The organism is Streptomyces sp. CA189, assembly GCF_056428985.1.
On sequence record NZ_JBWJVM010000004.1, the window covers coordinates 39,943 to 61,601 of the forward strand.

General features: G+C 69.5%; 33 protein-coding genes and 1 pseudogene. 8 read left to right on the forward strand and 26 right to left on the reverse strand.

Translation table 11 applies throughout. From position 1 onward, the window contains the following. Window positions 1-6: 6 nt before the first annotated feature. The 6 genes from AC061S_RS05050 to AC061S_RS05075 form a co-directional block, all read right to left on the reverse strand. Window positions 7-141, reverse strand: coding sequence for a hypothetical protein (locus AC061S_RS05050; RefSeq protein WP_478684617.1), 135 nt, complete (start codon window positions 139-141; stop codon window positions 7-9). Between the two features lie 73 nt (window positions 142-214). Beyond that, complete coding sequence (locus tag AC061S_RS05055) at window positions 215-589, reverse strand: hypothetical protein (protein ID WP_478684618.1); 375 nt, start codon at window positions 587-589, stop codon at window positions 215-217. Then, window positions 586-756: a hypothetical protein gene (locus AC061S_RS05060; protein WP_478684619.1), complete on the reverse strand. Its 171-nt coding sequence runs from the start codon at window positions 754-756 to the stop codon at window positions 586-588. Before AC061S_RS05060 ends, AC061S_RS05055 begins: the two co-directional genes overlap by 4 nt. Further along, entirely contained in the window at window positions 753-1,082 is a 330-nt protein-coding gene (locus AC061S_RS05065; RefSeq protein WP_478684620.1) for a hypothetical protein, read from the reverse strand. Before AC061S_RS05065 ends, AC061S_RS05060 begins: the two co-directional genes overlap by 4 nt. After that, window positions 1,079-1,846: an ATP-binding protein gene (locus AC061S_RS05070; protein WP_478684621.1), complete on the reverse strand. Its 768-nt coding sequence runs from the start codon at window positions 1,844-1,846 to the stop codon at window positions 1,079-1,081. Before AC061S_RS05070 ends, AC061S_RS05065 begins: the two co-directional genes overlap by 4 nt. Further along, window positions 1,846-2,769, reverse strand: a complete 924-nt coding sequence (locus AC061S_RS05075) for a helix-turn-helix domain-containing protein (protein WP_478684622.1) — start codon at window positions 2,767-2,769, stop codon at window positions 1,846-1,848. Before AC061S_RS05075 ends, AC061S_RS05070 begins: the two co-directional genes overlap by 1 nt. A 202-nt stretch (window positions 2,770-2,971) precedes the next feature. On the opposite strand from AC061S_RS05075, the gene AC061S_RS05080 reads away from it, so the two are divergent. After that, window positions 2,972-3,148, forward strand: a complete 177-nt coding sequence (locus tag AC061S_RS05080; protein WP_403714357.1) for a hypothetical protein — start codon at window positions 2,972-2,974, stop codon at window positions 3,146-3,148. A 70-nt stretch (window positions 3,149-3,218) separates the two neighbouring features. Here the strand turns inward: AC061S_RS05080 and AC061S_RS05085 are convergent, their stop codons facing one another. The 17 genes from AC061S_RS05085 to AC061S_RS05165 form a co-directional block, all read right to left on the reverse strand. Next, the gene (locus AC061S_RS05085) at window positions 3,219-4,904 is read right to left on the reverse strand and encodes a DNA cytosine methyltransferase (protein ID WP_478684623.1); all 1,686 of its coding nucleotides are present in this window, start codon (window positions 4,902-4,904) and stop codon (window positions 3,219-3,221) included. Further along, window positions 4,904-5,746 (reverse strand): hypothetical protein, encoded by an 843-nt coding sequence (locus AC061S_RS05090; RefSeq protein WP_478684624.1) that lies wholly within the window; start codon window positions 5,744-5,746, stop codon window positions 4,904-4,906. The genes AC061S_RS05085 and AC061S_RS05090 overlap by 1 nt, the downstream gene beginning before the upstream one ends. Next, a complete protein-coding gene (locus AC061S_RS05095; protein WP_478684625.1) occupies window positions 5,743-5,988 on the reverse strand; it encodes a hypothetical protein in 246 nt (81 codons plus the stop codon). Before AC061S_RS05095 ends, AC061S_RS05090 begins: the two co-directional genes overlap by 4 nt. Beyond that, window positions 5,988-6,329, reverse strand: coding sequence for a hypothetical protein (locus AC061S_RS05100; protein WP_478684626.1), 342 nt, complete (start codon window positions 6,327-6,329; stop codon window positions 5,988-5,990). The genes AC061S_RS05095 and AC061S_RS05100 overlap by 1 nt, the downstream gene beginning before the upstream one ends. A 66-nt stretch (window positions 6,330-6,395) precedes the next feature. Then, the gene (locus AC061S_RS05105; RefSeq protein ID WP_478684627.1) at window positions 6,396-6,698 is read right to left on the reverse strand and encodes a hypothetical protein; all 303 of its coding nucleotides are present in this window, start codon (window positions 6,696-6,698) and stop codon (window positions 6,396-6,398) included. Then, window positions 6,695-7,558, reverse strand: a complete 864-nt coding sequence (locus tag AC061S_RS05110) for a hypothetical protein (protein ID WP_478684628.1) — start codon at window positions 7,556-7,558, stop codon at window positions 6,695-6,697. The genes AC061S_RS05105 and AC061S_RS05110 overlap by 4 nt, the downstream gene beginning before the upstream one ends. Beyond that, window positions 7,555-8,427, reverse strand: coding sequence for a PD-(D/E)XK nuclease-like domain-containing protein (locus AC061S_RS05115; RefSeq protein ID WP_478684629.1), 873 nt, complete (start codon window positions 8,425-8,427; stop codon window positions 7,555-7,557). The genes AC061S_RS05110 and AC061S_RS05115 overlap by 4 nt, the downstream gene beginning before the upstream one ends. Next, entirely contained in the window at window positions 8,424-8,738 is a 315-nt protein-coding gene (locus AC061S_RS05120; protein ID WP_478684630.1) for a hypothetical protein, read from the reverse strand. The genes AC061S_RS05115 and AC061S_RS05120 overlap by 4 nt, the downstream gene beginning before the upstream one ends. Before the next feature lie 108 nt (window positions 8,739-8,846). Then, on the reverse strand, window positions 8,847-9,245 hold the full coding sequence (locus tag AC061S_RS05125; RefSeq protein ID WP_478684631.1) for a hypothetical protein: 399 nt from the start codon (window positions 9,243-9,245) through the stop codon (window positions 8,847-8,849). Then, window positions 9,242-9,631 carry a hypothetical protein gene (locus AC061S_RS05130; RefSeq protein ID WP_478684632.1) on the reverse strand — a complete coding sequence of 130 codons (390 nt, stop codon included), beginning with the start codon at window positions 9,629-9,631 and terminating at the stop codon, window positions 9,242-9,244. Before AC061S_RS05130 ends, AC061S_RS05125 begins: the two co-directional genes overlap by 4 nt. Next, the gene (locus AC061S_RS05135; RefSeq protein WP_478684633.1) at window positions 9,628-9,906 is read right to left on the reverse strand and encodes a hypothetical protein; all 279 of its coding nucleotides are present in this window, start codon (window positions 9,904-9,906) and stop codon (window positions 9,628-9,630) included. Before AC061S_RS05135 ends, AC061S_RS05130 begins: the two co-directional genes overlap by 4 nt. Then, window positions 9,903-10,085 carry a hypothetical protein gene (locus AC061S_RS05140; protein ID WP_478684634.1) on the reverse strand — a complete coding sequence of 61 codons (183 nt, stop codon included), beginning with the start codon at window positions 10,083-10,085 and terminating at the stop codon, window positions 9,903-9,905. Before AC061S_RS05140 ends, AC061S_RS05135 begins: the two co-directional genes overlap by 4 nt. Continuing rightward, window positions 10,082-10,363 carry a hypothetical protein gene (locus AC061S_RS05145; RefSeq protein WP_478684635.1) on the reverse strand — a complete coding sequence of 94 codons (282 nt, stop codon included), beginning with the start codon at window positions 10,361-10,363 and terminating at the stop codon, window positions 10,082-10,084. The genes AC061S_RS05140 and AC061S_RS05145 overlap by 4 nt, the downstream gene beginning before the upstream one ends. Beyond that, window positions 10,360-10,620 (reverse strand): hypothetical protein, encoded by a 261-nt coding sequence (locus AC061S_RS05150; RefSeq protein ID WP_478684636.1) that lies wholly within the window; start codon window positions 10,618-10,620, stop codon window positions 10,360-10,362. Before AC061S_RS05150 ends, AC061S_RS05145 begins: the two co-directional genes overlap by 4 nt. Continuing rightward, a complete protein-coding gene (locus AC061S_RS05155) occupies window positions 10,617-10,847 on the reverse strand; it encodes a hypothetical protein (RefSeq protein ID WP_478684637.1) in 231 nt (76 codons plus the stop codon). The genes AC061S_RS05150 and AC061S_RS05155 overlap by 4 nt, the downstream gene beginning before the upstream one ends. Window positions 10,848-10,953: 106 nt before the next feature. Then, the gene (locus AC061S_RS05160; protein ID WP_478684638.1) at window positions 10,954-11,298 is read right to left on the reverse strand and encodes a hypothetical protein; all 345 of its coding nucleotides are present in this window, start codon (window positions 11,296-11,298) and stop codon (window positions 10,954-10,956) included. A 1-nt stretch (window position 11,299) separates the two neighbouring features. Continuing rightward, complete coding sequence (locus tag AC061S_RS05165; RefSeq protein WP_478684639.1) at window positions 11,300-11,542, reverse strand: helix-turn-helix domain-containing protein; 243 nt, start codon at window positions 11,540-11,542, stop codon at window positions 11,300-11,302. A gap of 163 nt (window positions 11,543-11,705) precedes the next feature. Between AC061S_RS05165 and AC061S_RS05170 the strand changes: the two genes are divergently transcribed. From AC061S_RS05170 to AC061S_RS05185, 4 genes and pseudogenes are all read left to right on the forward strand, one after another. Then, entirely contained in the window at window positions 11,706-12,155 is a 450-nt protein-coding gene (locus AC061S_RS05170; RefSeq protein WP_478684640.1) for a hypothetical protein, read from the forward strand. 431 nt (window positions 12,156-12,586) lie between these two features. Next, window positions 12,587-13,930 (forward strand): integrase, encoded by a 1,344-nt coding sequence (locus AC061S_RS05175; protein ID WP_478684641.1) that lies wholly within the window; start codon window positions 12,587-12,589, stop codon window positions 13,928-13,930. Next, window positions 13,918-14,043, forward strand: a pseudogene (locus AC061S_RS05180) (TerD family protein); the annotation flags it as partial. The gene AC061S_RS05175 and the pseudogene AC061S_RS05180, both read left to right, overlap by 13 nt. Window positions 14,044-14,145: 102 nt before the next feature. Then, on the forward strand, window positions 14,146-14,313 hold the full coding sequence (locus tag AC061S_RS05185; RefSeq protein WP_243338429.1) for a hypothetical protein: 168 nt from the start codon (window positions 14,146-14,148) through the stop codon (window positions 14,311-14,313). A gap of 84 nt (window positions 14,314-14,397) precedes the next feature. Here the strand turns inward: AC061S_RS05185 and AC061S_RS05190 are convergent, their stop codons facing one another. Both AC061S_RS05190 and AC061S_RS05195 read right to left on the reverse strand, forming a co-directional pair. Next, window positions 14,398-15,855 (reverse strand): alkaline phosphatase PhoX, encoded by a 1,458-nt coding sequence (locus AC061S_RS05190; RefSeq protein WP_478684642.1) that lies wholly within the window; start codon window positions 15,853-15,855, stop codon window positions 14,398-14,400. Between the two features lie 165 nt (window positions 15,856-16,020). After that, on the reverse strand, window positions 16,021-17,556 hold the full coding sequence (locus tag AC061S_RS05195) for a hypothetical protein (protein WP_478684643.1): 1,536 nt from the start codon (window positions 17,554-17,556) through the stop codon (window positions 16,021-16,023). Window positions 17,557-17,787: 231 nt separating this feature from the next. Between AC061S_RS05195 and AC061S_RS05200 the strand changes: the two genes are divergently transcribed. The 3 genes from AC061S_RS05200 to AC061S_RS05210 all read left to right on the forward strand — a co-directional run bounded on the left by AC061S_RS05200 (window position 17,788) and on the right by AC061S_RS05210 (window position 20,552). After that, window positions 17,788-19,635, forward strand: coding sequence for an endonuclease/exonuclease/phosphatase family protein (locus AC061S_RS05200; protein WP_478684644.1), 1,848 nt, complete (start codon window positions 17,788-17,790; stop codon window positions 19,633-19,635). 59 nt (window positions 19,636-19,694) lie between these two features. Beyond that, window positions 19,695-20,156 carry an N-acetyltransferase family protein gene (locus AC061S_RS05205; protein WP_478684645.1) on the forward strand — a complete coding sequence of 154 codons (462 nt, stop codon included), beginning with the start codon at window positions 19,695-19,697 and terminating at the stop codon, window positions 20,154-20,156. Between the two features lie 141 nt (window positions 20,157-20,297). Beyond that, window positions 20,298-20,552: a hypothetical protein gene (locus tag AC061S_RS05210; protein WP_478684646.1), complete on the forward strand. Its 255-nt coding sequence runs from the start codon at window positions 20,298-20,300 to the stop codon at window positions 20,550-20,552. Window positions 20,553-20,678: 126 nt separating this feature from the next. Here AC061S_RS05210 and dapD read toward each other — a convergent pair whose 3' ends face one another. Beyond that, entirely contained in the window at window positions 20,679-21,659 is a 981-nt protein-coding gene (gene dapD / locus AC061S_RS05215) for a 2,3,4,5-tetrahydropyridine-2,6-dicarboxylate N-succinyltransferase (RefSeq protein ID WP_388505713.1), read from the reverse strand.

The following is a 21,659-nucleotide window of genomic DNA, read 5'->3' on the forward strand; positions in this document are numbered from 1 at the left end:
GACGTGTCACGGGTTGGGGTAGGACTCGTAGTCGGGGGCTTCGGCACCGCAACGCCGGCATTCGAGACCGCGGTAGTCGTGCTCAGGGTGGTGGTGGCCGGAGCCGTCGATGCAGTCGTCGTCAGCGGGCTGGTCGGTCATGTCGTGGCCTTTCGGGTCCGGTGGGTGCGGTAGACGGCGGCGGCGAGGTCGGCGTAGTGCTGGGCGGGCGCGGTCACGGGAGGGTGCGGGCACGCTCGTACCGCTGGCGGGCGGCGATGAACTCGACGTCGGTGCCGCCCCGGTCGGGGTGAGCGTCGGCCATGGCGGCCTTGAGCTCGGCCAGCGATGGGCGCTTCGGCGGGCCGGGGATCTCCGGCGGCGCCAAGTGCAGGCGGCGCATCGACCGGCCGTGGTAGATCGCTCCGTCGGCCTCGATCCGCTGCCGGTCGACGAACCCTGCCCGGCCATGGATCGTGAAGTAGATCCGCTGACTGGTCTTCCGGGTGATCGGATACTGGTGGATCTTGTAGTTGCCGAGGGGGCCGTCGTCCCAGTTGGCGTCCCACAGCTCGTACAGGAACTCGCGGACTACGGGCTGAGCGGTCATGCTGCGGCTTCTTGGGCTTCGGTGTAGCGAGCGGCGTGGACGGGGCTGCTGTCGGGTCGTTGGACGCCGTCGTTGTGGCAGGGGTAGCCGGGTGTGGTTTGGCAGGTGGTGCAGACGGCGGTGGCGGTGGCGTGGGCGGCTTCCTCGGCGTGCTCGGTGCGGGTCATGCGGCTTCCTCCAGTTCGATGGTCTGCGGGCGGCCGTGGCGGTGTTCGGCTTCGGCGACGAGCTCGAGGAGGTCTCGCCTCGAGGGGTCGGTGTTGATGGCCTGGTTCCAGGTGGCCGGGGGGATGAAGCCGTTCCAGCACTCGGGCCGACTGAACCGGAAGGGCTTGTCGGTGAGGCGGGCGGCGAGGTCGGGATGCTTGAGGACGAGGGCTCGGCGGTGGGCGGCGACGCGGCGGGCGTCTTGCATGTGGGCTTTGATGAATGCGCCGAGGTCGCCGTCTTCGCGCATGGCTCGGGTGTCGTCGAGGCTGAGGGGCTCGGTCATGCGGCACGCCCTTTGCGGAGGTCGTCGCCGCGGAGGATGACGCGTTCGCACATTTCGGTGAGCCTCGAGGCGACGCGGTCGCCGAGGAGGTCCTTCATCTGGCCGGGCGGCACGTTGCTGGTGATCATCGTGGGGAGGCACTGCTCGTACCGGTGGTTGACGATCCGGTAGGTGATCTCCTCGGTCCATTCGGTGGCCTTCGCCGCAGCGAGGTCGTCAATGAACAGGAGGCCGGCGCCGCTGTACGAGGCGAGGGCTGCGTCGGGGTCGGGGCTGCCCTTGGGGCGGAGGGTGGCGTACATGTCGACGGCGGTGATGGCGCGCCAGCGGCAGGCGAGGGCGGATCCGGACTGGGCGACGGCCCGGAGGGTGCCCCAGGCGAGGTGTGTTTTGCCGGTGCCGGTGGGTCCGATGAGCAGGAGGCTGGGTTCGGTTTCCGGGTTGGCGATGACGCGGCGGACCCAGTCGGCGGTGCGAACGTCGGGCTGGACGGCGGCGTAGCGGCGGGGGACGGTCTCGATGAACCGCTTGCTGCCGGCTTCGGCGAGGCGGCGTTGCTCGCCGGCGATCTCGTCGTGGAGCCACTGGCGTTCGGCCGGCTCGAGGTCGGAGGCGGGGAGTTCGCCTTTGTAGTGGGCTTTGATGCGGGCTACGCCGTCGTCGTCGCCGAAGTAGTCGGCGGGGTGTGGGTAGTGGGCGGGCGGGGCGGTGAGGCCGAGGGCCTGCCAGTCGATGTGGGGCCGGTTGGGTCGGTTGCTGGTCATCAGATCAAGTCCTCGTCCCATACGGAGTCGTCGGTGGGGTTTTGGAAGGGGCGCCAGCCGTCGCCGGACACGGCGCGAAGTTGGGGCCGGCCGGCGGGTGCGGGCTCGTCGTCGTAGCAGCCCTTGTTCAGCCACGTGGCCGGGTGCTTCGTGTACTGGGGGTCTTGGTCGCGGCGCTCTCGGGCATAGGCCTGGGCGCGGTCGACCATGTGGGCGGGATCCGTTCCGCGCTCGATGGCCGCGATCCAGGCTTTCTTGGCTTCCTCGCGGGACCGCTTGAGCGGGTAGTTGCTCCAGAACGCCCCGAAGGCTTCGAGATGCTGGTTCGGCTGGCTGGCTGAGCTCGCGGCGGCGGGGAGATAGATATCTGTCTTTGGTTGAGCTGACGGTTGTTGGTGGTTAGGGCGGCGTTGAGTGCGTGACGGCTGGGCGTTAAGTGCGTGACGGCTGGGCGCAGAGTCTGTGACATCGCCTGTCACAGACTCTGAGTGCGTGACCGTCACGGCTTCTCCGTCCGTGACGGTCACGGACTCTGCGTCCGTGACACCCTTCGAGCGAGACCGGCGCTTGCGCTCCGCGGCAGCAGCGCGGTACTCGTCCTCCTCGCGCTCCAGTTCCTTCCAGTCCGTCGCCGGCCGCACCAGTTCCATGGCCAGCTGCCAGCGGGTGCGACCGTCGACCGTCCCGTCCTTGCGGATCAGTCCAGCCTTCTCGAGCCGGCGGAATGCGCGCTGCACCGTGGTCCTGTCGTAGCCGCTGCGGTACTGGACGCGGAGGACCGAAGGGTGCGAGTTCGAACCGTCGGAGCGTGCGTGCTCGGCGAGCACCTGGAGGACATGCCGGGCCGTGGTGTCCGGCTTGCCCTTCTCGGTGCGCGGCATGGGCGCGTCGTCCATAGCCCAGTTCATGGCCTCGGTACTCACGGGTCTCTTCTCTCGGGAGGGCGGCGACGCAGCTGCTGGCGATGTCTCCGGGCAGCCCTCATGGAGGCTTCGGTGGGGCCGTGTTACGACCTCCGGTGCTCTCTGATTCTACCCCAGGGTGTATAGTCACCCGCAATACATCAGAGATACGCGAGAGGTGGACGCAGTGACTAGTCAGTGCACGGTCAGCTACGCTGGCGATATGACTACGAAGGGGACGCCCGGCCGCATGGTCCGCATCGACGACGAGATGTGGGCCGCCTACGGCGAGCTGTGCACCGAGGAGGGCACGTCCCGTGCCGACGACATCCGCCGGCACGTGCACGCTCGGGTCAAGGCATGGCGCACTGCTCAGCGCAAGGCTGCTGCGTCGTCCTGACTCCACTGCTCCTCCTCTCCTCGAGCCCCGCGGTGACCGCGGGGCTTTGTCGTGTGCGGGTGGTGGTCGGCTAGGCCGCAGCGGCGGCGAGCTCTGGGCCGTTGTCCTGGCGGCTGTGGATGACGGCTCGGAGCCGTGATCCGATCCATTCGCCGACCTGCGGGGATACGGCGTTGCCGAAGCCGTCGACTTGGTTGCGGGCGGAGCCCCAGACGGTGAAGGTGCCGCGGTAGTCGGCGAAGTCGACGTCGAAGCCGCAGCCGCGGCCGACCTCGTGCGCGGCCATCATTCGGAAGTAGCAGTCCTCGAGCGGCAGTGCGGCGAGGGCGGCCCGCCACTCTGCTGCCAACAGCGACTTGAATGCACGGTGGTTGATCGTCCCGGCGGCCGTGAGCAGTCCCGGAATCTGGTCCGAGGTGATCGTCGGCATGGCCTGGCCGGACATCGCGGCGAGGGTGTTCTTCCGGAACGGAACGATTCCGGACGACACCACAGCGAGCGTCTCTGAACCGACCTGGGTGGGCAGCGGAGTGTCGACGCCGCGGGGGCTCCCCTGGTAGTTGTCGACCGCAAGCAGGATTGCCTTCTCGTGCGTTGAGGTCACTGTGTCCATGGGCCGGCTGATGTGCTGGCCGTCCCCGTTGTGCCGGTGGGCGGCGATGACTGCCCCGGTCGACAGGAGTGCGGTTTCCTGCTGGCTGGTCTGGGTGGCCAGGGGCTGCAGCAGGTGCCGTTCCGAGCCGTGTACGGACTTGGCCGGCATGAGCAGCGCGGGGAAGTTGGCGAACCGCTTCCGTGCCCGTTCGGCGCGCGCCATCGTTGCCGGGGCGAGGGGCTTGGCGCGGTCTCCGATGCGCTGGCCCAAGGTGCTGAGGTCCAGTGCGGCCAGCGAGGGCGTCATCGGCGGGACGACCGGTCGGCGGCAGGAGGGGCACCGGTACTCGTACTGCTTGCCGTAGCGCACCGACCCGGTCGGCGGGACCCCGGTGCGCCACGTCCACACCGCTTCGACGTCCTTGTCGCAGTGCTGGCAGTGCGATGCCGGCCGGTGCTCGAGGTCGGGGGCGGGCAGGGTCTTGTCCCAGAACGCGATGTACAGCCGGTCGCGGGACTGCGGTACGCCGAAGAACTGCGAGTTCAGGTACAGGACTTTGTGCCGGTAGTTGAGCAGGTCGAACTGCTTGAGCCACCAGCGGTAGGTGGTGCCGTCTCCGACCTTGGCGCGGCCCTGGACTGCGGGCCCCCACGAGGTGAGTTCGGTGGTGCACTCGACGAGGATCAGGCGGGGGTGGTGCTGGGCGGCGTAGTGGAGGACGCAGTTCGCGGTCGCTCGGTCCCGCTCGGACTTGGTGACCCGCGCCTCGTAGTCGGGGTCGTCGTAGTCGAACAGCGTCGCACCCTGCTCGTAGGCCTTGATGGTGTTGGCCTGGGAGTGGTTGACGCAGCTCACGCCAGCGACCAGAAGGTCGGCTGCGGGAAGGTCTCGGGCGGAGTGGTAGTCCGCTGCTTCAGGGTCGACGAGGTCGGCGATCCAGTGCTCGGCGTCAGGGTGGTTCGCTTCGTGGACTTCGACCTTGTAGCTGTTGTGGTTCGCGGCCATGATCGTGGTGAACCCGGCCATCTCGATACCGCGGGTCAGGCCACCGAAGCCCGAGAACAGGTCGACGGCGACGAGGTCGTCGTGGCGGAAGGTTCGGCGCCTGGCGGCCGGCCGGTGCGTGGCGGTGCGGGCCTTCTGGTTGGCTCCGGTGGACATCAGGCTGCCTTTCGCATGTCGGTGGCGGTGGTCTTGTTGCGGCTGCGGTCGCGCGGCTTGCCGTTGCGGAGCTCGGTGGCGATCTCGCGGACGTAGTTGACGGAGGCGCCGGTCCGCGCACTGACCTCGGCATTCGGGACGCCGCACGAGAGCAGGTGCTTGACGTCGACGTGCATGGACACGAATCCATCAAGGCTCGGCGTGTACTCCGGATCGATGAGTTCGTCGTCCTCCCACCAGGCGGGCCCGAGCCAACCCGCCGCATTCGCACGGTTGATGGCTCGCTGCGACGGGCCGCGGCGGGTGCTGAGCAGTCGGTAGGCGCCAGCTACGGCCCGGTCGTTGGCGGCGGAGATGAACTGCCTGGAGCCGCTGACGATGTGGTCGACGGTTCGGGGGCGGAGTCCCGGTGCGGCGGCGGCGATGTAGTAGGCACCGTGGCCGGCGGCGTACAGGGCGCGGCAGCGGCGTTGGCTGGCGAAGGCGGGGACCCAGCTGTCGCCGGCGAATTGGTCGGGCTGGACAGCGAGGATCTTGGCTGCGGTGGTTCGTCGGATTCGCGGGAGGCGTCCCTCAGCGTGGTAACGAACGGTGGTGGCGTCAGCGTTGGCGGCGACGGCGATCTGCCTACGGGACATGCCGCTCGCCTGCAGCTTGAGGATGTGGCTCGTCACCTGGGTGCTGGGGATGGTGGCGGGGCGGCCTTCGAGGCGGGCGAGGAGCCGCTTCTGTCCAGCTCGGGTCCAGCCAGCCACACAGGTCGGGCAGTGGCATGCGGGGCGTCCGACGGCGCCGGCGTAGCGGGCTTCGCTGCCGTGGGGCGGGATCGGCTTCGTGGTCACTTGTCTTCCTCCGTCCGGCGGGCCTGGGGGATGGTGTTGCGGTTGCGGTACGGGTGGTGCAGCCATGCCTCGAGCTGGGCGATCTCGCGTTCCCGGCGGCGCTCGGCGACGTCGTCCGCTACGTCCTCGACGCCGGTGGATGCCCGCCAGCGCTTCGTGTCGTCGTCGCGGCCGAGCCGGCGCAGGATCCAGGCGGCGGTGAAGACGAAGGCGACGATGGCCAGGTCAATGAGGGTTTCCATCACGCGGCCTCCCGTCGGGCTGCTGCGGTGCCCTTCCAGGTCCGCACTCCGGAGTGGTGGACGGTGGGCCGCGGGGAGCAGGCCCAGCCGGCGGTCCGCGTGTAGCCCTCTTCCTTCAACCGGGTGGCGAGGCGTCCCCACATGTGGCTGTCGGGCGGTTCGGGGAGGCGCTGTTCGTCGGCGATTTCGGCGAAGGTGAAGATGCGGCCGGTTGCCGCGGCGGCTATGTACGCGGACCAGACGCTTTCGATCCACTCCTCGTAGTCCGCGGCACGGCGGACAGCGGCGGGGGTCTTCGGGGTGGGGATGGTGCCGTCGAGGGCGGGCTGGACTGCGTTCATGACTGCCTCCGGTGTGGGACTCTGGGGGCGGGCCTCCCCGATTGCCGCGGGGAGGCCCAAGTGCTGCTAGAAGGGCGGCGTGTCGTCCCACGGGTTGGGGGTGTCGACGGCCTTGCGGGTGATCGGGGACTTCCAGGCGCTTGCGGCGTCTCGCTCGTGGACGGTCTCGAGGTAGGCGTCGACTTCGCTGCGGATGCTGAGGCCCGCCTCATCGAGACCGCGGGCGAAGCGCACGACTCGGCGGTGCTCGTCGTCATCGCTGCGGAGCAGGGCTTCCGCGACGTAGGTGGCGACGAGCTGCCTGTAGGCGGCGAGGCCGGCCCGGTAGGCGGTCAGGTCGAGGGTGGCGTTCTCGGGGTAGTCGTTCATGCGGCACCGCCAGGCTGTGCAGCTTCGGGCCAAGTGGCGGGCTGCTGAGGTGCCGGGCTCGAGGAGGTGGTCAGCTCGTCGACGCTCACGCGGACGGCGGGGAACTCCTCGTCGCGTGTGACTTCGCCGCGCTGGATGGACTCGAAGATGACCTGCAGCTGGCCGAGGTCCGGGTCGGTCCACTTGTCGGACTTGCGGCCGAGCTTCGTTTCGATCTGGTCGACGGTGATGTTGATGCCCTCGAAGGCCTTGACTGCGTCGGCCACTCGCTGGGCTCGGGGCTTGTCGCCGCTGGCACCGCTGAGGGTGGTGCTGCAGATCGTCTTGGCCTGTTCGATGAACCAGACGGGCAACACGGTAAAGATCATTTCTCGGAGGCGGCGAGCACCGTTGTTCGCGTTGTTCTCGTAGATGTCCCGGAAGTCCGTGAGCTGCTGCGCCTGGCTGTTCGCCCACCGGGCGTGCGGCACGATGAACGTGGTCGAGGCACGCTGATTGGTTTCCAGATCCCAGGCCCAGGCCTGCATCTCCGACTGCCTGTACTCGTCGTCGCGGCGGAGTTCGATGAGACCGTGCTGGAGATTGCCCCAGCAGCCGGCCAGGGCCTTGGCGAGCTGGATGGTCTCGCCGGACACCTGCGAGGTGCCGCGGGGGAACCGGAAGAACGCGCGTCGTGCGAGCTCCGGCTGCGAGCAGGCGACCCGCATCCGTGCCACGGACTGTGCTTCGTTGCGCGGGAACTGGCGGGCGATCACGACGGCGGCCTGAACTTCGGCGACCGCTCTGGACTGTTCGACTGCGGTGCCCTGGCCGACGCGTCCCGGCGTCGGTGCGGACTGCAGGTTGTCGGGGTAGTTCACGAGTACTCCTCGTCGTGGCGGATCTGTTCCCAGGGCGGGAGAGAGACGATGGCGACGCCTTCGTGGTGGCCGGGCCAGACGCCGGTCTCGGTGCACTCGGCGTACTTCTCAATGGCCCGTCGGTTCTTCTGCCGCCCGCGGCGGATGTCGTCGCGGGGAAGCTGGATGACGCTGATCAGGTACGGGGCGGTCTTTTCCTGGAACACGAAGACCATCTGGGTGTCGTCGTCGCCCAGGTCCAGGGCGATGGCTCCGTCGATGTACCAAGCGCCCTGCTGGTGGTAGCCGTAGGTGGCCAGCGTTCGGGGTATGGCGGTCAGGCTGGCGTCGGTGGTGGTCTTGTAGTCGGTGAGGATGAGCCGGCCGCCGACGCGACGGGTCTTGGTCCAGTCGACGAGCGCCCGGCGGGTAATGCCGGTCGGGCCGTCGGTCCAGAACAGGGCCTGCTCGGCGATGCCCTCGCCGGGAGTGAAGAGCGGTCCGGCGATGGGGTGCTGGCGGATGGCCGCGGCCATGGCCTGCACCTGCTCGTACTCCTTGGTGAGGAGCGGCGTCTTCTTGTCGAAGCGGGCGGCGTCGCGGTCGGTCTGGGCCGCCTTGGTCTTGTAGTCGGAGTGCTTGATCTCGACGATGTCTGCGCCTTCGCCGAGGACGAGACGGTGGGCGGCGTGGCCGAGATCGAAGATGCGCTTGGGGGCCTGGCTGTGGTCCTGCTCGTGCCGGTAGATCGCGGGGCTGCGATCGAGGAGCTTGCGGGCGCCGGAGGAGGAGAGGCTTCCGCCGGGGACCGGGTCGGCGTGGTACTCCTCGGCGGTCATCGGGTAGACGCCGGGCTCGGTGACGACGAGCGTCTCGGTGGTCGCGGTCACGGTCGCTCCCAGTTGAAGGTGTAGTAGCGGCGGGCCGGGTCGTCGTGCCGGATCAGCCGGCCGCTGGCTTCGAGGTCTTTGAGATCGCGGCGGATAGTGGCTCGCCAGATGTGAGTGGGGAGGGCCTCGCGGTACAGGGCCTTGACCCGGCCGACGGTCCACTCGCCGCCTTGGATGCGGATCATGAAGAGAAGGAACTCGCGGGTTTTCTCCCTCTTCCAGGGCAGGCAGCCTTCGCAGCGCCATCCGTTGTTGCCGCAGTAGGAGTGCGGTCCGTCCGTGTCCTTGCAGCGCTGGCAGGTGATGGTCATCTGGTCCTCGTTGAGGGTGTGGCGGGCCGCGGGCGGGCGGTGGTGCCCGTCCGTGGCGGTGGTTGGTGGCCGGGTCCGCGGTCCGAGGGGATGCGCGGGCCCGGCGGTCTAGAGGAGGCCGGCTTCGGCTGCGGCGGAGAGCCGCATCGGCACGTACACCGGCGGGCTGGTGCTCGTGGAGACGATCGGGATGGGCTGCGTCTCCGCGACCGCAGGGTGCGCGGTCAGGTCGTGGACCTTGCGACTGTTGGCGAGCTGCGACCGGAGCGCGGCCACCTCCCGCTCGAGGGCATCGGCGCGCTGCGTGGCCTCGGCCGCCCGGAGCTCTGCGTCTCCGAGCCGACTGGCCTTCGCGTTCGCCGCGTCCCGGGCGGTGGTGGCCTCGATGTACCGACGGGACAGGTCCCCGTACCGGACCGCGCTCTCGGCCAACGCCTCCCGCAGCCGGCGGACCTCGTCGACCGCGCGGTGCAGGCCCAACGGACGGGCTATGTCGAGGAGGCTCACCAGGTCCTGCCGATCTCGTGCAGCTCGCCGGTCCGGGCGCGCACCTCGGCCAACGTGAACTGTCCACCCGAGGGATGGACGTAGCCGATCCACTCCTCTCCGTCCGACGTGACGCTGCCATCCACCCAGACCGAGCCTTCTCCGTCGAGGTAAAGCCGGCGTCGCCTGTCATCCGGGGCGTCCTCCCTCTGGCCAGAGGCGGCCTGGATGACCGTGGCCGGGGTGAACTTCCCGTCGGACGCGGTGCCGTCGGAATCCGCTTCCCTGCACAGGTCAAACACGGCGTTGAGGCAGCGGTTGAGGTAGGCCATCTCCTCGCGGAGGGTGGGCTCCTTGCCGACATACTTGTCGAGTTCGGCACGCAGCCGCGCGAGTTCGTCGCTCATGCGGGGACTCCTGCCTGGTCGTCGCTGAGGTCGACCTCGTCGGCGAGGAGTCCGGCGATCTGCTCGTCACGCTCGACGAGCGTGGTGGCCAGGTCGTCGACTCGGCGCTCGGCGATCTCCAACTTGATGCGGGCTTCGACCAGCTCAGCGGCCGTCTCCGGGGACTGGAGCAACCCAGCCGCATCCAGGGCGATGGCCAGCGTCACCGCGACCGTGGACTTCTTCTCCGCAGCGCAGATGACCTGCGCCGCTGCGGCGATCGACTTGGTGTTCATGCCGCTTCCCCCCAGTTCGTGGCCCGCTGCCGGGCGATGTGCTGATCGACCTGGTACGCGCTGAGGACGTTCTCCGACCAGTTGGCGGGCGGCCCGAACAGCTCCTGGAACTCGGAGTCGGCCTTCGCCAGAGCGGCCTGCACCACGTCCTCCTGGCGGACCTCCACCGGGGCGCTCACGACTGGCCTCCGAGGCTGAGGTACGGGCTGTACGGGACGGCCGGGTCGTCGACCTGGTGATGCCACTCGAGGTCGAGGCCATGCCTCACGTAGTCACTGGGAGCCACCTGCAGCTCGGCGGCGACCGCGGCCAGGTGCTCGGCCGCAGCGGCCTGACGGGCCAACTCCTCCGGCGACGGCGTGTACCCGGAGCTCGGCTGGGTCTTGCGGATCGCAGCCATCAGTTCCGGCAGCGGACGATCCAGATCGGCGATCGTGCGAGGCGTCGGCGTGGTCATGACAGCACCGCCGTCGACTGCCGCAGCGCCACACTGGACAGGACCTTGTCGGCCGCCGCGTGCTGGGCGAGGAGCGTCTCGCGGTCACCCTGATCCTCGACGGACAGGACCGGGCCACGGAAGCGCCACATCTCGGCGTCGATCCGGTCCAGCGTGCTGGCCGCGCGGATCTGCTCGGTCGGACGCTGAGCCGCCGAGAACCGGCGAACCGCATCCGACGTAGGCGCCGGGGTCTGCGGCTTCGGGAGGAAGCTCATCGGGCACCGCCGAGCGGGGCGAAGGTGAACGACGCGACCAGTCGGCCGTCCTGCGCGGCTAGGCCGCGGTCCTCGCCGTCGGCGATGCTCACGTCCAGCGGGCCCGGGATGGCGCGCTGCAGGTACTGCTCGACGGACTCGCCGATCTCCTTGGCAACGACCGTCAGCGGGTCCATCGCGGTGGAGGGATCGAACGTGACCAGAAGGATCTGAGATGATCGGGACATCGGGTCCTCTTCCTCTTGCAGGTAGATGCGAGAGACGTAGGTGGATCTCGTAGGCCCTGACTTGCCGGTTCCTGCCAGGTCACCGGCGGTCGGGGCCGCATAGCTCTCAGCCCGTGGGGCGGAGCTGCTTGTCAACGGCCGGCTTGGCGGTGCGAGTCGAGGGACGCTTGCGGGTCGCTGTGCGTCGACGGCCGCGAGTCTCCGGCTTGTTCCGGTTCAGCTCCTGGATCTCGGCCAGGTCGGACTCCGTGAACTTCAGGACCCCAGCCATGCGGTGGCAGGGCCATCCCTGCAGGTTGACTCCGTCGCGAAGCCACTTCTCGCCCTTCTTGCTGGGCTTGCCGTGCTTGTCGACCTCGTCTTCCTCGCGGAGCTGCAGCTTCACTGCGGCTTCCGAGACCGTGTAGGTGTTCTCCACGATCTTGAGAGCGGGCGCCTTCGTGGCGGCCATGTCACTCCTTGCTGGGCTCGTCCTCTTGGTCGAGGAGGCTGTCGTCGGTCACTCGGAGGGCAGTGCGGAGCGCCGCGTATATGGGGGGTCTGGGGTGGCGCCGGTGACCGAGTTCGAGCTGGTCCAGGTACGGCCTGCTGATCCCGGCGGCGGCGGCACACTCGGTCAGTCCCATACCGAGTTCCTTGCGGCGTGTGCGGATTGCCGCCCCGTTCACCTGGTAGGTGGCTGGGGGTCTTTCCATGCCTTGAATCTAGACTTGTCATCCAGTCACGTCTAGAAGAACTGGGGAGTAACTTCTAAAAATCTCTAAACAGATCGAATCGCAAGGGCATCTATGGGCAGATTCCGGCCGCACCCACAGCCGTTTCTAGCGGTAGCTAGAGGTAGCTGGGATGATGGGCCCCATGGCTGCAGCTATCGAGACCCCCACTGACCAGCAGACCCTCCTCGGCGTGCTGGTCAGACAGCGCCGCGTAGCGCTCGGGTACACGCAGGCGCAGGGCTCCAAAGCCTGCGATCTGTCCGGGCAGACCTACTGGAACGTCGAGCACGGGCGACCGGCCAGCGCTACGACCTACGCGAAGGTCGAGCACGGATACGGCATGCGCGCTGGCTCCTGCCAGGCAGTCCTCGACGGCGCGGACTCCATCACCCTGGACGATGGCACTGAGCTCATCCATGGCGGGCAGATTCAGCGCGTCGAAAAGGGCCGGCTGGCCGAGGACATCCGGGCGGCCGTCAACTCAGCAGCACGCCTGACGGCACCGGACATGACCCACCGGCAGACGGAGGCCATGACCGACAAGGTTATGGAGGAGCTGCGAAGGCTCGGAACCCTTCCCGTCGACTCCTGATCTGCGCAGATTGGCGTACAACCTTTTCGCCGTTACCGTTCCGCAACGTGACGGAGCGGCGCAATGTTCAACCAAGCAGTGACCAACAGGCGTTCGATCTGTCAGGCTTTAGGGCACCTGGAGGGGTCTCCGCAAACTAGGGGGACCTATGAGCACTGTCATCGAACTCGATCTCGGGGCCGGTCACGAAGCACACGCGGTCCGAGTTGAAGACAAGATGGTGTGCGTCCTGGCGCCGCAAGCGGCCACCGATGCGTGCATGCAGAAGCGCATACGGCGACTGATGCGAGGCGAGGGCGTGGACTGCAGGACGTGCCGCGGGTGCCCCGTTGGAACGTCAGAGTAGATCTGCAGTTAGACGCGGAGGGGCCGGCGGCCTGGGGTGCACGCCGGCACATCCGTCCCTACTCCAGACGACGTGAGGGGACCCCATGCCCTTTGTGGAACAGCGCGGCAACAAGTTCCGGGTCAAGTGGTGGGCCGGCGAGTACCTCGACAGCGGGAAGAAGAAGTACGAGGGCGAGTCCGGCTTCGACGACTACGACGCTGCCTACGACTACGGTCTCGACCGCGAGTATGAGGTGCGGCACGGAACCCACCTGCGCAAGAGCAGCGGCGAACTGCTCTTCAAGGACTACAGCCTGCCGATCTGGCTACCCGACCAAGACCTCCGGCCGTCGTCCCTCAAGACGTACCAGTCGATGATCAAAAGTCAGCTCAACCCGCAGTGGGGCCGGCGCCGAGTCGGCGAGATCGACATCCCCGAGTACATCGCCTGGCGAAACCAGCTGAACCAGAAGGCCGCCGCCGGCGAGCTGTCCCGCACCTACGTCACCGACGTCCTGATGGTCTTCGGGATGATGATGGCCGACGCCGTCAAGCGCTACAAACTTCGCAGCACCGTGCCGATGCCACCGGAGACACCCCGGCGAGGGAAGTACGTGAAGAAGCCGCGGAAGGTGAAGAAGCCGCTAGCCATGGCGCCGGTGTACCAGCTGGCCGTGAACGCCTACGTGGTGTGGGGCTTCACCGGCTGGGCCTACATCTGGCATGCGGCCTTTGCCGGGATGCGGCCAGCGGAGATGTACGGGCTACAGAAGGACTTCTCCGCCCCCAGCTGGCCGGCGAGCGAGCCCGACAAGAAGAAGCGGCAGGACGCCGTCGAGCGGTACGACAAGACGCCCGCCACTCGCGTCGAGTACCAGCACCAGTGGGTCGAAGGACAGATGGCGCTGGTCGACCCCAAGTACGACTCCCACCGGACGCTCGTGCTGCCGCCGTTCCTTGCCGAGCTCCACCAAGAGCAGGCTGCTTCGCACACCTCGCCGTGGCTGTTCCCCGCGATGAACGGCGGTCCGCTGCTGGGGACGCGGTTCGAGCAGAGCTACTGGCACCCGATCCGGGACGGTTCGCCAGCCCGGGAGGCGCGGCGGGACTTCTCGCGGCCTGCTATCCCTCCTGTGAAGGAGTTCTCGGCGCTCCCCATCTACCGGCTGCGGCACTGGATGAAGGAGTGTCTCGACGAGGAGGGCCACTCGGAGGTCGCCGTCGAGACGCGGATGGGCCACGAGCTGGCGGGCGTGAAGGGGCTGTACAGCAACCTGACGCTGAAGATGGAGGCCGATATCATGGAGTCGCAGCAAGAACGGTGGGACCAGTTCCATCGCGCTGCGGGCGGTCTCTGGATGCCCCCGTTTCCCAGTTCTCTCCCAGTTGATCTTGACGGGCTGGATGAACCGCAGATCAACGGCACTGAGCGGCTACCGCTCTACTGATGGCCAAGCTGATCAAGCAGTTCTCCGGCGAATGGGAGATGACGGCCATGGGCGAGTTTGTGAAGTCGCGCACAGTGCGGGGCATGGTCAAACCGGCCGCGCAGGCACTCTGAGCAGGTGGGCGGGCACATGGAGCGACGGAGGCCCTCCCCGGGTGATCTGTTCCACCCTTAATACGGAGGTGGCTGTCAGTGCCCGCCCGTAGCCTTGGAACCATGCACCAGACACTCCAGCCCGCGGGCCCCGCGCGCCCGTCCGCCGCCGAGGCGAACGAGGCGATCCGGCAGCTCGTCGAGAGCCGGGTGGACGGCGAGTGGCCCTCCGAGGCGTACGAATTCCTCCTCGAGGAGTGGGCCGCGGCCAGCCGCGCCGAAGCTCAGTAAACGAACAGACGAACAGGTGGGACAACGAGAAGAGCCGCGGGGCCCCACGGCCCGGCGGCTCTTCTCATGTCCACCGCTCCCAGGTCAGCGCCGGCGCCGCCACGGCCCCGTGACGGCCAGCATGATGCCCGGGTCCTGGATGCTGACGAACAGCGTCCGCCCGTCCGGCGAGAAGCAGACGCCCGCGAACTCCGAGTACTCCGGCTCCTCGGCCGTCCCCGTGTTCATCTCGTTGCGGGCCAGCGGGTACGTGCGCCCCGACTCGGTCGCACCGAACAGGTGCTGCAGCCCCGACCCGTCCTCGGCGATGATCACACCGCCGTACGGGGAGACCGTGATGTTGTCGGGACCGTCGTACCCGCCCTCCACCGACGGGTCGGCGTTCACCCCGAGCAGGACCTGCAGCCGCACCGTGCGCCGCTTGGGGTCGTAGAACCACACCTGGCCGTCGTGGGCCGCACCCGGGCTCTCCTCACGGGCGTAGGAGGACACGAAGTAGGCGCCGCCGTCGGCCCACCACATGCCCTCCAGCTTGCGCCCGCGGGTCACGGCCGCCGCGCCGAACTGCTTGCGCACCGCCACGGTGCGCCCGTCGCGGTCCGGGACCGGCACCCAGTCCACCCCGTAGGTGGTCCCGATCTTCGTCGCCCGCGAGAGGTCGTCGACGAACAGCCCCGAGCTGTCGAAGCACTTGGCGGCCGCCAGCACACCGGCGTCGTCGGCGAGCGTACGGAGCTTGCCGCGCCCGTGCCGGAAGCCGCTCGGCGGGGTCCAGCGGAAGAGCAGCCCGTTGGGGTTGGAGGCGTCCTCGGTGAGGTAGGCGTGGCCCTGCCGCGGGTCGATGACCACGGCCTCGTGGTCGTAGCGTCCGAACGCCTTGACCGGCTTGGGGTCGAGGTTGGCACGGCGGTCGTGCGGGTCGACCTCGAAGACGTAGCCGTGGTCCTTGGTCATCCCGTTCTTGCCGGCGAGGTCCGAGTTCTCCTCGCAGGTCAGCCAGGTGTCCCAGGGAGTGGAGCCGCCCGCGCAGTTGGTCGACGTACCGGAGATGCCCACCCATTCGGCGACCTCGCCGCCGCGCCGGACCTCGACGACCGTGCAGCCGCCCGCCGCGGCCGGGTCGTAGACGAGGCCCTCGGCGAGCGGGACGGGGTGCGTCCAGTTGGTGCGCGGGCCCTTCAGCTCGTGGTTGTTGACGAGGAGGGTGACGCCCCGGTGGCCTTCGAAGGCGGCCGTGCCGTCGTGGTTGGACGGGGTGCTCTCACCCGAGTCGAGCGTGGTGACACCGCTGTGCGTGATCACGCGGTACGTGAATCCGGCGGGGAGGGCCAGGATGCCGGCCGGGTCGGGCACGAGCGGTCCGTAGCCGGGGCCGTGGCCGTGGCCGCCCCGACCCGTTTCCCGGTCGGTGTCCAGCCGCGCGCCGTCGTCCGCGGCGAGGGCCCCGGGGGCGGTGGCGAGTGCGCCGACCGTTCCGGTGAGCGCGACGCCCGCACCCGCGAGTGCGGTGCGGGCGGTGAAATCTCTACGGCTGAGCGGCATCGGGTCTCCAGGGGTGGGGAGGTGGTGCGCCTGTCGTGCGGTCGTCGGCGCACACGCTCCCGCCCGCACGTGAACGCCGACTGAACTACCCGGGAAAACGAATCGACCCTTGCCCGGTGTCCGCGTTGGCCGAGTCCCTTTCGGGAACGGCTGGTTCCCCATGCCTCATACGCCCCGGGAGCGCGCCTTGAACGCGGCCTTCCGGGCCTCCTTGGCGGCCTTCTTGTCGGGGTGCAGCCGCCCCATCGCCTCCAGCACGTGGGCCGTCGCCGGGTGGTCCACCCGCCAGGCCTGCTCGAAGAACCCGGCGTGATGGGCGGTCAGCGATTCGATCAGGAGCGGCAGCTCCGCCTCGGCGCCCTCCCCACCCTCGGCTCCGCCGCCGCTCCCGACACCCGTGGCGAGCTGCGCCGCGATCGTGTCGACCGTCAGCCAGAACACCATCTCCTCGTCCGGCGCCGGTACGTCGGCCACCCCGCGCTCGGCCAGCCAGACCCGGGCGAGCCCCCCGAGCTCCGCGTCGTCCAGCACCGCGCGGACGGCCGGCTCGGCCTCCGCTCCGGTCGGCGCGAGGGCCTGCTGGCAGCGCAGCCGGCGCAGCGGGGCGCCCGCGTCGGCGCCGCGCGCGGCGGTGAGCAGTTCCGCGACGGCCTCGGGCACGGGGCGGCCGGCCAGCCACTGTTCGATCTCGGCCTGGGCGGCGGCCTCGGAGTAGTGGGAGACCACGTCGAGCAGGACGTCCGCGCCCTTGTCGGCCAGTTCGCCGACGGCCGGGGCCTCGACGCCCGCCTCCAGCATGCGCGCCCGGATCCCGTACAGCCCGAGCGGGGTCAGCCGTACCAGCCCGTACCGGGAGACGTCCTCCTCGTCGAGGGCGGCGCCCGCTCCCCCGCTCGCGAGGAACTCCTCGTCCTCGGCCTCCGCCATCAGCTCCTCGTCGACGGGGCGGAACTCGACCAGCCCGATCGGCTCCAACTGCCGGAACTGGTCGTCGAGGCGCATCATCGCGTCCGAGACAGCCTCCAGTACGGCGTCGGTGGGTTCTCCCATGTCGTCCGGCACCACCATCGAGGCGGCGAGCACCGGGAGCGGCACGGGGCCGTCGGCCGTGCCGCCTTCGGCGACGGCGAGCAGGTAGAGGTTGGCGAGGACCCCGTCGAGGAAGTCGGCCTCGCGGCCCGGGTTCCAGTCGAGCTGGGAGAAGTCGATCTCGCCACCCGAGTCGAGGGCGTCCACCAGGTCGTCCAGGGCGGGCACCGCCGCGTCCGCGAGGACGGTGTCCAGGGCGGCCAGCCACAGGTCGAGCACGTCGCCGGGGGTTCCGCCGGTCACCAGTGCCAGGTCCTCGCCGGGTTCGGCGGTGCCGAACTCCTGCTCGTCCCAGGCCGCTTCCCCGTCGGCGGAGAGGTGCTCCTCCGGTTCGGTGACGTCCACGAGGCCGGTGTCGACGGCCACCCGCCAGGCCTGGCTCGCGTGGGCGGCGGAGTCCTCGTCGGCGGGGTCTAGCCCCAGCAGGGCCACGGCCTCGGGCAGTTGCTCGGCGGCGAGTTCGCCTCCGGTGTCCACCCGGGTGTCCGGCCCGGCCCAGCGGGCCAGGCGCACGGCGCGGGCGAACAGCGGGGCGGCCAGGGCGTCGCGGGCCAGTTCCGCGTCGGGGAGCAGCCGTACCGGCGGCAGCGTGGGGTGCGAGTCTGCGGACATGGGGCGGTTCTCCTCGCGGACACGGGTTGTTCGGGTACCGGTGGTTCGGGTCGGGGTCGTACGGCGCCCCAGAGTAGACGCATTTCGGGCGCCCCCGGCGGCCGATCCCCTTTGGTTCATCCCACAGTCAACCCACGTCTTCCCTGTAGGGCTTGACAACTTTGCCGGCCACGAAGGAAATTGACGCGCGTAGATATCTGCTTCCTCCTCCACACACCGGAGTTCCCGCCCATGCGCTCCTCGCATCCCCGTTCCGCCGCCGTCGCGGCCCTCGTCGCCACCGCGCTGGCCACCGGCCTGCTCGCGGGCACCGCCGACGCGGCCGAAGGCGCCGCGTCCGCCGATCCGATACGCATCCACGACATCCAGGGCACCACCCGGATATCCCCGCTGGTCGGCAAGCAGGTCGCCGGTGTCGCGGGCGTCGTCACGGGCGTCCGTACATACGGTTCGCGCGGCTTCTGGATCCAGTCCGCCGGCGCCGACACCGACGACGACGACGCCACCAGCGAGGGCGTGTTCGTCTTCACCAGCTCGGTCCCGACCGTCGCCGTCGGCGACGCCGTCACGGTCTCCGGCCTGGTCGGCGAGTACATCCCCGGCGGCGTCTCCTCCGGCAACCAGTCGGTCACCCAGATCTCCAAGCCCGTCGTGACCGTGGTCTCCTCCGGCAACGCGCTGCCCGCGGCCACCGCCGTCAACGAGTACTCGGTCCCCTGCGCGTACGCCCCGGAGGGCGACCCGGCCGCCGCCGGCAGCGTCAACGGCCTGACCCTGGAGCCCTCGCGCTTCGCCCTGGACTACTACGAGTCCCTGGAGGGCATGAACATCGCCATCGGCACCTCGCGCGTGGTCGGCGCCACCGACCCGTACGCGGAGCTGTGGGTGACGGTGAAGGGCTGGGAGAACAACACCAGGCGCGGCGGCACGGTCTACGGTTCGTACGACTCCCAGAACACCGGCCGCCTCCAGATCCAGCAGCTCGCGCCCCTCGCGCAGCAGCCGTTCCCGGTGGCCAACGTCGGCGACAAGCTGACCGGCCCCACCGAAGGCCCGCTGGACTTCAACCAGTTCGGCGGCTACACCCTGGTGGCCCGCACCCTCGGCACGGTCACGGCGGGCACCCTCGCCCCGGAGAAGACCAAGCCGCAGGCCGAGAAGGAACTCGCGGTGGCCACGTACAACGTCGAGAACCTCGACCCGTCCGACCCGCAGGAGAAGTTCGACAACCTGGCGAAGGCGGTCGTCGAGAACCTCGCCTCCCCCGACATCCTCGCCCTGGAGGAGATCCAGGACGACAACGGCGCCAAGAACGACGGCACCGTCTCGGCCGAGGCCACGCTGACGAAGTTCACCACGGCGATCGCGGCCGCGGGCGGCCCGGCGTACCAGTGGCGCACGATCAATCCGGAGGACAAGAAGGACGGCGGCGAGCCCGGCGGCAACATCCGCCAGGTGTTCCTCTTCAACCCGGCGCGGGTCTCCTTCACCGAGCGCGCCCCGGGCGACGCGGTGACGGCGACCGGTGTGGTCAAGGAGAACGGCAAGGCCGCCCTGACCCACTCCCCGGGCCGCATCGACCCGGCGAACCCGGCGTGGGTGGACAGCCGCAAGCCGCTGGCCGGCGAGTTCGTCTTCCGCGGCAAGACGGTCTTCGTGATCGCCAACCACTTCGGCTCGAAGGGCGGCGACCAGGGCCTGACCTCCTCGAACCAGCCTCCGGTGCGCTCCTCCGAGGCCAAGCGGCTGCTGCAGGCGCAGGCCGTGAACGGCTTCGTGAAGGACATCCTGGCGGTGGAGAAGAAGGCCGCGGTCCTCGTGGTCGGCGACATCAACGACTTCGAGTTCTCGGACACGACGAAGGCGCTGGAGGACGGCGGGGCGCTGTACGCGGCGATCAATTCGCTGCCGAGGTCGGAGCGTTACTCGTACGTCTACCAGGGCAACTCGCAGGTCCTCGACCAGATCCTGACGAGCCCGGGCATCAAGCAGTTCAGCTACGACAGCGTGCACATCAACGCGGAGTTCGCGAACCAGAACAGCGACCACGACCCGCAGGTCCTGCGCTTCCGCCCGTAGCGGCGGCGCCGAAGGGGCCGGGCCGCATCGCCGCCCGGCCCCTTTGGCATGATCCCGGCATGATCTTCCGCACCGCGACGCGTCAGGACCTGCCCGCCGTACTCGCCCTGCTGGCCCAGTCCGCCGACACGGCCCCGGCCGCGGCCGCGGCGCCGGCCCCCGAGCCGGTCTCCGAGGCCCACGAGCTGGCCTTCGCCGCGATCGAGGCGGACCCGCGCAACGAGATGCTGGTCCTGGAGGACGCCGGGGTTCTCGTCGGCTGCCTGCAGCTGACGTACATCCCCGGCCTCGGCCAGGGCGGGCGGGAGCGGGCCCTCGTGGAGGCCGTACGGATCCGCGCGGACCGGCGGGGCGGGGGGCTCGGGGCCCGCCTGATGGAGCTGGCGGCGGACCGCGCCCGCGGGCGCGGCTGCGGCCTGATGCAGCTCACCAGCAACAAGCGGCGCACCGCCGCGCACCGCTTCTACGAGCGGCTGGGCTACGCCCGGAGCCACGAGGGCTTCAAGCTGCCGCTGGCCTGACCGGGACGGACGGGACCCGAGGACGGGACCTTTGGCCCTGGCGTGACGCTCAGCACACCCCTACCCATTCGGGCGGTTCTGGTGTTGAGTGTCTCCACGCCCGATCTTGTACCGCACTCCAGCACTCCTTTGGAGGACCGCGTGTTCCCCTCCATCTCCCTCGCTCAGGAAATCGGCATCGCCGTCCTGCTCGTGGCCGCCGCCGTCTGGCTGATCGGCCTCGGCCACATGCTGTGGGACAGCCGTTTCCACCACCCGGAGCCAGGCACCTTCGAAGGGCTCTCGGTCATCCCGGCCCAGCGCGGCACCTCCGTCCACCCGATGGAGTCGGTGGAACTGACCGAGGCGGAGCAGCAGGCCTTCGCCGGCCTGGTTCGCACCATCCCGCTGCGCTGACCCCTCCGCGCGGAACCACGTAGTGGAGCGCCCTCCCCCGCTCGGGGCGGGAGGGCGCTCACCACGCACGGTGCCCTCCCACCCCGACGGGGTGGGAGGGCACCGGTACGACGGGACCGCGGTCGGTCAGTTGTGGCTGTGGAGGACCTCGTTCAGGCCGCCCCAGGCCGCCTTGTACGGGCGGGCCTCGACGGCGCCGGTGACCGAGTTGCGGCGGAAGAGGATGTTGTTGGCGCCCGAGAGCTCCAGGGCCTTGACGACCTGGCCGTCCGGCAGCGTGACGCGGGTGCCCGCGGTCACGTACAGGCCGGCCTCGACGACGCACTCGTCGCCCAGCGCGATGCCGACGCCCGCCTCGGCGCCGATCAGGGTGCGCTCGCCGATCGAGATGATCTGCTTGCCGCCGCCCGACAGGGTGCCCATGGTGGACGCACCGCCGCCGATGTCGGAGCCGTCGCCGACCACGACGCCCGCCGAGATGCGGCCCTCGACCATGGAGGTGCCCAGGGTGCCGGCGTTGAAGTTGACGAAGCCCTCGTGCATGACGGTGGTGCCCTCGGCGAGGTGCGCGCCGAGGCGGACCCGGTCCGCGTCGGCGATGCGCACGCCCTTGGGGGCGACGTAGTCCGTCATCCGCGGGAACTTGTCGATCGAGGTGACCTGGAGGTGCAGGCCCTCGGCGCGGGCGTTCAGGCGGACGGTCTCGACCTGGTCGATCGCGACCGGGCCGAGCGAGGTCCAGGCGACGTTGGCCAGCAGGCCGAAGACGCCGTCCAGGTTCTGGCCGTGCGGCTTGACCAGGCGGTGGCTGAGCAGGTGCAGGCGCAGGTACGCGTCGTGCGCGTCCAGCGGCTTGTCCTCCAGGGAGGCGATCACGGTGCGGACCGCTACGACCTCGACGCCGCGGACCGCGTCCTGGCGGATCGCCTTGGGCGCGGTGGCGCCCAGCAGCTCCACGGCCTGTTCGGCGGTGAGGCGCTCGGTGCCGGCCGGGCCGGGCTCGGCGACCAGCTGGGGGGCGGGGAACCAGGTGTCGAGGACGGTGCCGTCGGCGGTGATGGTGGCAAGTCCGGCGGCGACGGCGCCGGTGGTACGCGTAGCAGTCAT

Excerpts from the sequence above, each read along its gene's own strand:
- AC061S_RS05050 (WP_478684617.1), bottom strand. The coding sequence starts at position 141 with ATGACCGACCAGCCCGCTGACGACGACTGCATCGACGGCTCCGGCCAC.
- AC061S_RS05055 (WP_478684618.1), bottom strand. The coding sequence starts at position 589 with ATGACCGCTCAGCCCGTAGTCCGCGAGTTCCTGTACGAGCTGTGGGAC.
- AC061S_RS05060 (WP_478684619.1), bottom strand. The coding sequence starts at position 756 with ATGACCCGCACCGAGCACGCCGAGGAAGCCGCCCACGCCACCGCCACC.
- AC061S_RS05065 (WP_478684620.1), bottom strand. The coding sequence starts at position 1,082 with ATGACCGAGCCCCTCAGCCTCGACGACACCCGAGCCATGCGCGAAGAC.
- AC061S_RS05070 (WP_478684621.1), bottom strand. The coding sequence starts at position 1,846 with ATGACCAGCAACCGACCCAACCGGCCCCACATCGACTGGCAGGCCCTC.
- AC061S_RS05080 (WP_403714357.1), top strand. The coding sequence starts at position 2,972 with ATGACTACGAAGGGGACGCCCGGCCGCATGGTCCGCATCGACGACGAG.
- AC061S_RS05085 (WP_478684623.1), bottom strand. The coding sequence starts at position 4,904 with ATGTCCACCGGAGCCAACCAGAAGGCCCGCACCGCCACGCACCGGCCG.
- AC061S_RS05095 (WP_478684625.1), bottom strand. The coding sequence starts at position 5,988 with ATGGAAACCCTCATTGACCTGGCCATCGTCGCCTTCGTCTTCACCGCC.
- AC061S_RS05100 (WP_478684626.1), bottom strand. The coding sequence starts at position 6,329 with ATGAACGCAGTCCAGCCCGCCCTCGACGGCACCATCCCCACCCCGAAG.
- AC061S_RS05105 (WP_478684627.1), bottom strand. The coding sequence starts at position 6,698 with ATGAACGACTACCCCGAGAACGCCACCCTCGACCTGACCGCCTACCGG.
- AC061S_RS05120 (WP_478684630.1), bottom strand. The coding sequence starts at position 8,738 with ATGACCATCACCTGCCAGCGCTGCAAGGACACGGACGGACCGCACTCC.
- AC061S_RS05130 (WP_478684632.1), bottom strand. The coding sequence starts at position 9,631 with ATGAGCGACGAACTCGCGCGGCTGCGTGCCGAACTCGACAAGTATGTC.
- AC061S_RS05135 (WP_478684633.1), bottom strand. The coding sequence starts at position 9,906 with ATGAACACCAAGTCGATCGCCGCAGCGGCGCAGGTCATCTGCGCTGCG.
- AC061S_RS05145 (WP_478684635.1), bottom strand. The coding sequence starts at position 10,363 with ATGACCACGCCGACGCCTCGCACGATCGCCGATCTGGATCGTCCGCTG.
- AC061S_RS05150 (WP_478684636.1), bottom strand. The coding sequence starts at position 10,620 with ATGAGCTTCCTCCCGAAGCCGCAGACCCCGGCGCCTACGTCGGATGCG.
- AC061S_RS05155 (WP_478684637.1), bottom strand. The coding sequence starts at position 10,847 with ATGTCCCGATCATCTCAGATCCTTCTGGTCACGTTCGATCCCTCCACC.
- AC061S_RS05160 (WP_478684638.1), bottom strand. The coding sequence starts at position 11,298 with ATGGCCGCCACGAAGGCGCCCGCTCTCAAGATCGTGGAGAACACCTAC.
- AC061S_RS05165 (WP_478684639.1), bottom strand. The coding sequence starts at position 11,542 with ATGGAAAGACCCCCAGCCACCTACCAGGTGAACGGGGCGGCAATCCGC.
- AC061S_RS05170 (WP_478684640.1), top strand. The coding sequence starts at position 11,706 with ATGGCTGCAGCTATCGAGACCCCCACTGACCAGCAGACCCTCCTCGGC.
- AC061S_RS05175 (WP_478684641.1), top strand. The coding sequence starts at position 12,587 with ATGCCCTTTGTGGAACAGCGCGGCAACAAGTTCCGGGTCAAGTGGTGG.
- AC061S_RS05185 (WP_243338429.1), top strand. The coding sequence starts at position 14,146 with ATGCACCAGACACTCCAGCCCGCGGGCCCCGCGCGCCCGTCCGCCGCC.
- AC061S_RS05190 (WP_478684642.1), bottom strand. The coding sequence starts at position 15,855 with ATGCCGCTCAGCCGTAGAGATTTCACCGCCCGCACCGCACTCGCGGGT.
- AC061S_RS05195 (WP_478684643.1), bottom strand. The coding sequence starts at position 17,556 with ATGTCCGCAGACTCGCACCCCACGCTGCCGCCGGTACGGCTGCTCCCC.
- AC061S_RS05200 (WP_478684644.1), top strand. The coding sequence starts at position 17,788 with ATGCGCTCCTCGCATCCCCGTTCCGCCGCCGTCGCGGCCCTCGTCGCC.
- AC061S_RS05205 (WP_478684645.1), top strand. The coding sequence starts at position 19,695 with ATGATCTTCCGCACCGCGACGCGTCAGGACCTGCCCGCCGTACTCGCC.
- dapD (WP_388505713.1), bottom strand. The coding sequence starts at position 21,659 with ATGACTGCTACGCGTACCACCGGCGCCGTCGCCGCCGGACTTGCCACC.